Below are 10113 nucleotides of genomic sequence, written 5' to 3' on the forward strand. Positions count from 1 at the left end.
GATGAATTTAGCAGTTATTTCTGATACATTGGCATCGATGATACGAATTGCCACTCCTTTGATGCTGATGGCCTTAGGCGGTCTTCTCTGCCAGCGGGCAGGCGTTTTCAACATCGCGCTGGAAGGTTTCTCACTGGTAGGCGCATTTGCCGCCATTGCAGTTGTGCAGTTTACAGGTGGAAGTGTTTGGACAGGACTGATCGGAGCGATGCTGATCGGCGCCTTGTACAGCGCGTTGTTCGCCCTGTTTGTAACAAGGTTCAAGGCGGATAATATTATAGCCAGTATCGCCATGAACATGCTGGGCGCGGGGCTGACCTCATATCTCTTACGGGCGATGTTCGGGGTGCAGGGAGCTTACACGCCGGACAAGATTAGTAAGCTGGAAATGATTAATATTCCTGTCATCAAGAATATCCCGATCCTGAGCTGCATCAGCGGACAGAGTATTGTGACTTATTTTGCTATCGTGCTGATCATCGTGATCTATATTATGTTGTTCAAGACGAAGATGGGCTTAAGTATCTGTGCGGTTGGGGAGTCCGAGATTGCAGCGAAGACCGCAGGCATCAAGCCGGCGGTTGTAAAATGGCAGGTCATCCTGATCTCGGGTGCATTGTCAGGGCTTGCGGGGGCATATCTGTCCACAATTTCTGTTTCCCAGTTCTCCGAAGATATGATTCAGGGAAGAGGATTTAATGCCTTTACGGCACTTGTTTTCGGAAATGCACATCCGATATTCTCTTCACTGGTAACACTGCTCTTCGGGCTTGCAGATGCAATCGGAATCAGAATTGAGCTGATGGGAATGAATATTTCACCTTCTATCATCAAGATGTTCCCATTCATTTTCGCGATTCTTGCATTGGCAATCAGCTCTTATACGACAAAGCTGAAGATAAAAGGCGTGATTGGACATAAAAAGAAAAAGGAGAAAACGGCATGAATAAGCAAATAGAGAAATTAGCAGTGAATGCAATCCGGGTTCTGTCCGCGGATATGGTGCAGAAAGCAAATTCCGGGCATCCGGGGCTGCCTTTGGGCGCCGCCCCGATTGCATATGAAGTATGGGCGCATCAGATGTCCCATAATCCGGAGGATCCCCAATGGATCAACCGGGACAGGTTTATCCTGTCGGCTGGGCATGGCTCTTCCATGTTATATTCCCTCCTGCATTTATTCGGTTATGGGGAACTTGGAATTGATGATCTTAAGAACTTCCGGCAGTTGAATTCCCTGACTCCCGGCCATCCCGAATACGGCCATACAGCCGGCGTAGAAGCGACGACAGGGCCGTTAGGCGCCGGGCTTGGCATGGCGGTGGGGATGGCCATGGCGGAAAAGCATATGGCGGCAGTGTTCAACAGAGATGGATATCCCGTCTTTGACCATTACACATTTGCACTCTGCGGAGACGGCTGCCTGATGGAGGGAATCTCTTCGGAGGTCATGTCTCTGGCAGGCACATGGGGGCTGGGAAAACTGATCGTCCTGTATGACTCCAATTCCATCACAATAGAAGGGAATACAGATCTTGCGTTTACAGAAGATGTAGAGAAGCGGTTCGAGGCCTTTGGCTTCCAGGTTCTTTCCGTGGAGGACGGGAATGATCCGGTGGCAATCGGAAAGGCAATTGAGCAGGCCAAGTCGGAAAAAGAGCGTCCCTCCTTTATTAGAATAACAACCAGGATCGGGCATGGTGTGCCGGCAAAAGAAGGAAAGGCCAGTGCACATGGCGAGCCGCTGGGCGAGGAAAACGTTAAGATTCTGAGAGAGTCACTCGACTGGCCGCTGGAGGAAGCATTTGCGGTACCGGAGGAAATTTACGAACATTACCGGTCGCTGGCGCGTGCAGGTGCTGGAAAACAGTATTTCTGGCAGCAGATGTTTGAGGAATATGGCAGTAAATACCCGGAACTGAAGGCAATGCTGGAAACATATTATGACTTTGACGCAGCATCCGGTCTTCTTGACGATGAGGCGTTCTGGGCAGGAAATGGAAAAGCTGAGGCCACGAGGAGCATTTCAGGCAAGGTGCTGAATGCTGTCAAAGACCGGCTTCCGAACCTGATTGGCGGCTCCGCCGATTTAGGCCCGTCAAATAAGACCGTTATGAACGGGGAGGCAGATTATTCCGCTGAGTGTCCCGCAGGCAGGAACCTTCATTACGGCGTCAGAGAACTTGGGATGACGGCGGTGGCTAACGGAATACTCCTGCATGGCGGACTGCGTACCTATGCGGCGACCTTCTTTGTGTTTGTGGATTATATGAAGCCGATGCTGCGCCTTTCTTCTCTGATGGGCCTGCCGTTGATTTCGGTATTGACCCACGACAGCATCGGAGTAGGGGAAGACGGACCTACCCACGAACCGGTGGAGCAGCTCACCATGCTCAGGTCCCTTCCGAACATGCATGTGTTCAGGCCCGCGGATGAAGTTGAGACAAAGGCGGCCTGGTATTCGGCGCTGACCTCCGCACACACACCGACCTGCCTGGTGCTTTCCAGACAGAATCTTCCTGCGCTTGAGCAGACTGGCAGAGACGCGCTGCGCGGGGGATATATCCTTAAGAAGGAATCCGGTGAGGCAATCGATATGATATTCATGGCTACAGGTTCAGAAGTCAGCGTTGCCCTGGAGGCGGCCGGCATGCTGGAGCAGGATGGTATATCAGTCAGGGTGGTAAGTATGCCGTGTATGGATCTGTTCGCGGAACAAGACGAGGCATATCAGGAAGAGATACTTCCGAAAAGCGTTGCAAAGCGCGTTGTAGTTGAGGCCGGCAGCAGCATGTCATGGGGAAAATACGCCGGTATAGACGGATGTTATGTGACAATGGATGAGTTCGGCGCATCGGCGCCGGCGGGACAATTATTCGAAAAATATGGATTTACAGCCGACGCTGTGGTAAACTGTGTACGGAAAAAGTACCCGCGGGCGTAGAATTCATGATATAATGTACACAGAGCGTACATTATATCATTGCGCATTAAGCAGTTTCTGCGGTTCCGCAGAAAGCTGCTGCGCATCCGCCGGAGGCGCCGTGATATATGTTCAGCGGGGAATATTGTAGAGTGAGAGGTATTTCTTTTGAGTAAAAAAGAGGATAGATTAAACCGGTTAATTGAAATATTGAAAAGGCAGAATGGCGCTACGATCCGTGATCTGGCACAGATGCTGGATGTATCAGAGATGACCGTGCGCAGAGATTTGGACGCACTAAAGGCGAAGAACGTGATACTGGACATTCCGGGTGCAGCGGTCCTGAATACCCAATATACATATGAAGGGGAAGACGATGCATATCAACTCTCTATGGCAACCCGATCACATGCGAAGGAAAAGGAGCGGATTGGAAAGTTTGCCGCTTCCTTAATTAAACAGGATGACTGCGTGATCATTGATAACGGCTCTACGGTGGAATATCTGGCGGATAGTATTTCGAAGGATATGAAGGTGACGGTCTTTACCTGCAACTTGAATATTTTAAATAAGATCTGCAGTAATCCCAATATTTCTATTATTTTTGGCGGCGGCTATTATCATCCGGATACGACCTTGTTTGAGTCGGCGGAAAATATCACGCTGATCAAAAATATCAGGGCCACAAAGGTCTTCGCATCGGCGGCGGGAGTCCATGACACAATGGGGGTAACCTGCATGAATAATTATGAGCTGGAGATTAAACAGACGATTATCCAGTCGGGAGCAGAGAAGATCCTGCTGGTAGACTCCAGCAAGTTCGGGATGATTAAGCCCTGCTTTGTGACAGATCTGGATATCTTTGACCGGATCATAACAGACACGAACCTTTCAGCGGAATGGGTACAACTGATCCAGGAGAAAGGGATAGAATTGGATATGGTGTAACGGGAACGGACAGGCACTTCTTTTATGGGGAGGTGCCTGTTTTTGTATTTTGAATACAGACATCCACAGCATAATGCAATGCCCATCCGTACCTTAGGTTATTACCCGTTATTAACCAGCCCCATCGCAATCCTTTCCCATGTAATTAAATTATCCAGACGATGTCCCACCGTGCTGATATCTTTCAATAAGATTTCAGTGGGGCAGTGGCTGCGTTCACAGGCCCGTAGTATTTCGGATAGCTCAGACCGAATTAAATCAGGGGTGGAGGCGGCGGATACAACATTCGTGGGTGAAGGCTTGGCCGACAGTACATAATCCCTGCTAATCTTCTCCGCAGCCGCATTCACATCGGCCCAGGGTGAAATAGAGATTTTTCTCAGATTCGGAATCTGGCGGAGAAGCTCAATTTTTGTGTCCAGAGGTTCACAGCATCCATAGTATACAAATCCGAAGGGGGCAAGCGCCTCTTTGGCATATTGTATTTCAAATTCATCATGCATCTGTGGAGAGACATTTGAAAATATCTGTGCCAGGCCGCGCCCCCATACGTTGCCGGCGGTAATGTGCTCATAATTCCCGATTCCATCACGGAGTGTCTTGGATGCGGCGCAGGAGCAGTGCACATAGGCGCTGTCGGGATTAAGCAGATTTAAATCCTCGTATTGACGTATTGTTTCCGTGAAGATACCAGTTAGCCGGCTTACCAGAGCGTGCATAAATTCCGGCTCATCTATAAGGTTATATAACAGCGTATCGATATCCATGTACTGTGCAATGATGTCCCAGGTGATCAGTCCAAGCATGTAGCCGGTGTCAGACCCGGTGATTTTGACCGGTATAATATCACCCACCGCCTCCGCAATTTTATAAAAAGTAAGGAGTGTTTTTTCTTTGTCGTATCTGATCACCGGTGGATGGAGCCTGTTTATATCATGCATGTCCCGTATCTGTTCCTTGTATTTATGGGAGACGATCTCGTTATCAGGATCGCTTGCGAGTCTTTCCTCCTGAACGGTCAGGCCTATGCCGGTTGAATGAATCTTTTTTTCAACGGACAGATAGGGCTTCACCAACATATCAGCGGGGAAATGTTTCCACTGAAACAGCGTTTTTCTTAGTTCATCTTCAAACATCCTGAAATCCTCATCCTGACACAGGAGCGTCAGCGAACCGTCATAGTTTAATTCGCTCCAGGGAATTTCATTCATTAATACAATAGGCCGCTCTGGATGCAGATCATTGACGGATGCATGAAGTTCATACATATCTTTTTGGTGGTCTGAAAAAGCAATTTGTGCGTACTGTGACGCCAATTCACGCAAAATTTTAACATCATTTTCCATGGGATACCTCCTGCCTGAAATTATTATACAATTAAATATGAGTGTGGTATTATGTTAATAAATTATTTGGGATTATACCAGAAGCATAGTTGCTTAAAATTTGTCATTTCTTGCAGGAGGGGAATATATTGAAGAACAAATATTATCATTTCAGCTACTTTAAAAGTGTATCTGCTGCAGCAGAAAAATGTCTTCTCGTTTCAGATGCTATGGCTTATACGGCTGACAGTGAGTTTTTAATTGACAGGAAGGTTTTTAAAAACAATCTGGTGATGTATGTTCTGGAAGGGCTGCTTTGGGTGGAACAGTATGGAGAGAAGCATGCCTTGGAGCCTGGACAGGGAGTTTTGATGCGCCTGACGGATGCCCACAAGTATTACACGGATCCGGAGAACACGGCACATATTTTGTGGTTTCATTTTCGGGGTGCGGGCATGGAACAGCTCCTGGAGCAGCTGTATCAGGAGAGAAAACTGCCCTTTATCTTTCAAGACGATGGTCTGGAAGATGATTTTTATAAGGCTTTTGCCATAGTACAGGAAGATACTGACAAGAAAGAATCTGAACTGGCTGGACATCTATATGGCATGCTTATGAGAATCCTTTCAACCTATTCTTTTCAGGAAGGCCATATGGACAATATGCCCGTGGAAATCCAGGAAATCATACGTTACATGGAGTCCCGTTTATGTGATCATTTAGACCTGGATGCAATCAGCAGACAAGCCGGGATGGGAAAGTATCATTTCTGCAGATTCTTTAAAAAACATTGCGGAATTGCTCCGATCGAATACTATAACAGCAGAAGAATGGAATTGGCATGCTGTCTCTTAAAAGATCCCCAGAAAAAGATAGAGGAAATATCAGAGCAGCTGGGATATCTGGATATCAGTTCGTTCAGTAAATATTTTAAGAACTATTTTGGGATTTCACCATCTGCATACCGCAGGCTATAGAGCGGGCAGACGCATACCTGAATATGAGACACACTCCGGGAGGAATAGAATGCGCAAAAGATTATATAAAAGACTGTTAGATGCTAAATTACAAACCAAATTATGTGCTGTTTTTCTTGTCATCTTTTTGATGTCCATGACTTGTATACTGGTTCTTTCCAGTATTCTGCTTCGTGCCGAATCAATCAAAAACAGCAGCCAGAAGACAGAACAGATTCTGAAAGAGGCAAAGAGGAACCTGGATTATATTATCCTGGATATGGAGAACATGTCCAGATTTATTATCAGTGAATCTACGGCTCAGAACATGCTTTTAGAAGGAAAAGGAACCAAGGCTTATGAGGCTCATTGCAATCAAATGAGGGAGATTTTGGCAAACCTGGCTTCATACAAACCGTATATAGAATCCATCGGATTATACAATTTAGACGGAGATGGGATATCCATCGGCTTTGGTCCTGCCCTGACCAGGGATTATCGGATGCTGGAGAATCAGGGATGGCTTCAGGAGGTATTTGAGGCAAAAGGAATGTACTGCTGGGAGTGGGCTAAGTTTGAAGATCTCTCTTTGGAAAAAAATTTTGAACGTCTGATACTGACCAGAGTAGTAAACCGCCAGATGTCCCAGCAGCCTGTGGGAATTCTGACGCTTACCCTGAATCAATCCTATCTGGAGAACATGCTGTCGCAGATCTATCTTGGTAATCAGACCGCATTGACTCTGACAACCGCGAATAAGGATATTATATTCAGCACCGAAGAAAAAAAGGCAGGCGCGGTATCGGAAGTATTTGCGCATAAGAACGACAATACGTTTATAATTAGAGAGGGTCTTACGGAAAGCCTGCTTCATTATGAAATAGCCGACGATGCGGGATGGATTCTATACAGTAAGACTCCGATGAAAGAAATCAACAGAGATTTTCTGATCAATCTTCAGGTAATCATCTTCGCGGCAATCCTTACGATTGCGCTGGCTTTTTATTTTTATAAAAGATTCGCAAAAACCATTACAAAACCGATCTCTGATGTTATGCATGCAATGCGCAGGATGGAATGCGCTAATTTTAAAGAGCAGATTCCGGTGGACAGAGAGGATGAAATTGGGACACTGGTGAAATCGTTTAATAGCATGACCGGTCAGATTAACATATTGGTAAATGAGGTCTATAAAGAGAAGCTTCATTCCAAACAGGCAGAACTGGAAAGCCTGCAGGCCCAGATAAACCCCCATTTTCTATACAACACTTTGGAATGTATCAACTGGAAAGCACTTGCCCATGGGGAAAAAGAAATCAGCCAGATGATTCTCGCGCTATCCGAAATGTTCCGTTTTAATCTAAGCGGGAAAACAAAAGAAACGTCCCTGTCGGAAGAAATCCAGAATATAAGAAATTATCTGCTCCTCCAGAAAAAAAGGTTTCAGGATAAACTGGACTTTTTTATTGATATTCCGGATGAACTCTTAGAGACACGGGTTTTAAAATTTACACTGCAGCCACTTGTAGAAAACAGCATCCATCACGGAGTCGGTAATATTGAAGGCAATGGTAAGGTCTATATTATAGGCGAGGATTACAATGAAGAAATCCGGCTCTATGTCATAGATAATGGAAATGGCATCGACGAAGAACTGATGAAGAGAATTCTAAACGGGGAGGAGCGTGGTTCTCAGACAAGAGGGCACGGAAAAGGCGTCTTTAATGTAAACGAGCGGATAAAGCTGCATTTTGGGGAAGAGTACGGCCTTACTTATGAGAATATGAAAACAGGCGGGACGAGAGTTACGGTACGTATACCAAAGAAAGGAGAGGGATGCAATGCTGAGTGTATTGATCGTCGATGATGAGCCGGCCGCTATAGATGCGATGGTTCAGATCGTCAATTGGGAAGAAATAAACTTATCGGTCTGTGCCCGGGCCTATAATGGAAAGGAAGGACTGGAAAAATTCAGAGAACTGCATCCGGATATTGTACTCACAGACGTCAGAATGCCGTTGATGGACGGGATCGAAATGTCCAGGCAGATAAAGGCAGAAAGTCCGGACACTATGATTATCCTTGTCAGTGGATATAATGAATTCGAATACGTACAAAGTGCATTGCAGTTCGGAGCAATTGAATATCTGCTGAAGCCGACAGATCCGGACAAGCTGCATCAGGTACTGTGCAAAGCTGCCGGTCAGATTTCGCGAAAAAAGATGTGGGAATAGGAATATGAAAGAATGAAGAAGCTGGCTGCAGATATGAAGCCGGTTGGCAGAAACCAGTTTTTTAACGACCTCATTACATATAGAATGAAAGAAGACGAGATATGGGAGCGGGTAGAATATTATGAAATCCATTTAGAAAGAAAGCCCTATTATCTGGTAAAATTCCTGGCTGACAGGCTGGAAGCAGCAGACGGGGAGTATGGGAATCTGGAGATTATCAGGCAGTATCAGCACTTCATGATTCTGGAACAGTTTCAGGCAATCGGAGAAATTGAAGTTTTCCTGAATCATGGTATCTGGTATGCCATCCTGCAGGACGTAGATGATGTGGAGGTTTTGGAAAACGCATCCCAGCAACTGTCCGCAGAGTATGCAGAGACCATGGGCGCTGTCCTGCACATAGCGCTGAGCGCGCAGCATCATTTACTGGAAGATGCGGGGCAGGCAAAAGAGGAATGTGAGGTGGCAGCCCAATATCTCCTGGCCAATACCGGGGAGACTTTCGCCTTATACGATGGAATTGCTGCAATACCCATTGAGTATTCCCAGATTGAGTACCGGTCATTGGAAAGTCTATATCTGAAGCTCCATCTGATGCTGGAAGAAGAAGCAATAACCGCACTGGAAAAGATGTTTCGGGAGTTAGAACGCAGAAATGCCGTCTACGCGCTGTATCAGAGCATATGCATCCAGGTGCTGCTGGAACTTTACAGTATGGCATCCCAATTTCATAAATGTGAGTTGGAAAAAAAGATTCTGCAGAGGCTGGCAGAAATAAACCAGAGCGATTCATGCAGCCTTTTGTGTGAAAAAATGAAAAACATCATCGCCCAGGCACTGGCAGAGTTTAAAACAGAAAGTGACAAAAGCAGCAGCCGGGCCGTAAAAGATGCAATAGAATACGCAGAGGAGCACCTCGGAGAAAAGATATCCCTGCAGGAGGTCGCCGACTATGTTAATTTGAGTAAGAATTATTTTTGTAATCTCTTTAAAAAAGAGAAAAAGGAAACCTTTGTGAACTACCGTACCAGAATGAGGATGAACAAGGCAAAATATTATTTGAAGAATTCGGATTTCAAAGTGTTTGAGATCGCAGAGCTGGTGGGGTATGAAGATTATATCTACTTTGCGCAGATGTTTAAAAAGGCCGTGGGGATATCGGCGGGGGAATATAGAGCGGTGTATCGGGAGTTAGTGAGCGAGCTCTAATATTGAATAGGATAACCTTATGTGATACAATTCCAATAGAACAACCGTACAGGGTGGCTGACCTCTCATTTTACATAGATGGGAGGTGGTGCTAATGGACAAAAGACCATTTGACTTCAAAGACTTGATGCAATTTGGAATGTTCATAATCGCATTACTGACCTTCATTTACTTGATTAGTCATTAGTGCATAGAAAAACCACCCTCAAAGTCTTGGCGGACTGGGTGGATTTTCAGTAATTCATTTAAGGTCAACCACTTTGGCGGTTGTTCTTTTTATGTCTTAAATATAGCATATTTGTGTTCTGGATTCAAGACGAATATATAAAGTCGGCTATCATAGAAAGAAAATTATAGTTATTTTTCAAACCCCAGCCAGTATCAGTAAATCGGGATTTAGCGACGAGCTTTAGTTTCGGCGCGGATGGGGACGCACCATAAAGGGATAGCCGAAAACCTCCCGGAGAACATCCATGTCCTTTCAAAAACGCGGCCGCGGACCTAAGAAATTCTAGGCGG

9 protein-coding genes are annotated in these 10113 nt (G+C 45.9%); 8 read left to right on the top strand and 1 reads right to left on the bottom strand.

The genetic code is table 11. The features are described from left to right. Position 1: 1 nt before the first annotated feature. The 3 genes from GKG43_RS18765 (at position 2) to GKG43_RS18775 (ending at position 3870) form a co-directional block, all read left to right on the top strand. A complete protein-coding gene (locus GKG43_RS18765; RefSeq protein ID WP_050642056.1) occupies positions 2-946 on the top strand; it encodes an ABC transporter permease in 945 nt (314 codons plus the stop codon). Further along, on the top strand, positions 943-2943 hold the full coding sequence (gene tkt / locus GKG43_RS18770; protein ID WP_129879649.1) for a transketolase: 2001 nt from the start codon (positions 943-945) through the stop codon (positions 2941-2943). Before GKG43_RS18765 ends, tkt begins: the two co-directional genes overlap by 4 nt. Before the next feature lie 147 nt (positions 2944-3090). Next, positions 3091-3870 carry a DeoR/GlpR family DNA-binding transcription regulator gene (locus tag GKG43_RS18775; protein WP_050642054.1) on the top strand — a complete coding sequence of 260 codons (780 nt, stop codon included), beginning with the start codon at positions 3091-3093 and terminating at the stop codon, positions 3868-3870. A 101-nt stretch (positions 3871-3971) separates the two neighbouring features. Here the strand turns inward: GKG43_RS18775 and GKG43_RS18780 are convergent, their stop codons facing one another. Continuing rightward, a complete protein-coding gene (locus GKG43_RS18780) occupies positions 3972-5216 on the bottom strand; it encodes a hypothetical protein (protein ID WP_129879651.1) in 1245 nt (414 codons plus the stop codon). Between the two features lie 128 nt (positions 5217-5344). Between GKG43_RS18780 and GKG43_RS18785 the strand changes: the two genes are divergently transcribed. The 5 genes from GKG43_RS18785 (at position 5345) to GKG43_RS23440 (ending at position 9781) form a co-directional block, all read left to right on the top strand. Further along, positions 5345-6172 carry an AraC family transcriptional regulator gene (locus tag GKG43_RS18785; RefSeq protein WP_129879653.1) on the top strand — a complete coding sequence of 276 codons (828 nt, stop codon included), beginning with the start codon at positions 5345-5347 and terminating at the stop codon, positions 6170-6172. Positions 6173-6221: 49 nt separating this feature from the next. Then, positions 6222-8018 (top strand): sensor histidine kinase, encoded by a 1797-nt coding sequence (locus GKG43_RS18790; RefSeq protein ID WP_129879655.1) that lies wholly within the window; start codon positions 6222-6224, stop codon positions 8016-8018. Continuing rightward, positions 7993-8385: a response regulator gene (locus GKG43_RS18795; RefSeq protein ID WP_129879657.1), complete on the top strand. Its 393-nt coding sequence runs from the start codon at positions 7993-7995 to the stop codon at positions 8383-8385. The genes GKG43_RS18790 and GKG43_RS18795 overlap by 26 nt, the downstream gene beginning before the upstream one ends. A gap of 12 nt (positions 8386-8397) precedes the next feature. After that, complete coding sequence (locus GKG43_RS18800) at positions 8398-9594, top strand: AraC family transcriptional regulator (protein ID WP_129879659.1); 1197 nt, start codon at positions 8398-8400, stop codon at positions 9592-9594. Positions 9595-9721: 127 nt separating this feature from the next. Then, positions 9722-9781 carry a putative holin-like toxin gene (locus GKG43_RS23440; protein WP_255350427.1) on the top strand — a complete coding sequence of 20 codons (60 nt, stop codon included), beginning with the start codon at positions 9722-9724 and terminating at the stop codon, positions 9779-9781. Positions 9782-10113 lie beyond the last annotated feature (332 nt).

It is taken from the genome of Eubacterium sp. BIOML-A2, assembly GCF_009680135.1.
GTDB classification, from domain to species: Bacteria; Bacillota; Clostridia; order Lachnospirales; family Lachnospiraceae; genus Faecalicatena; species Faecalicatena contortus_B.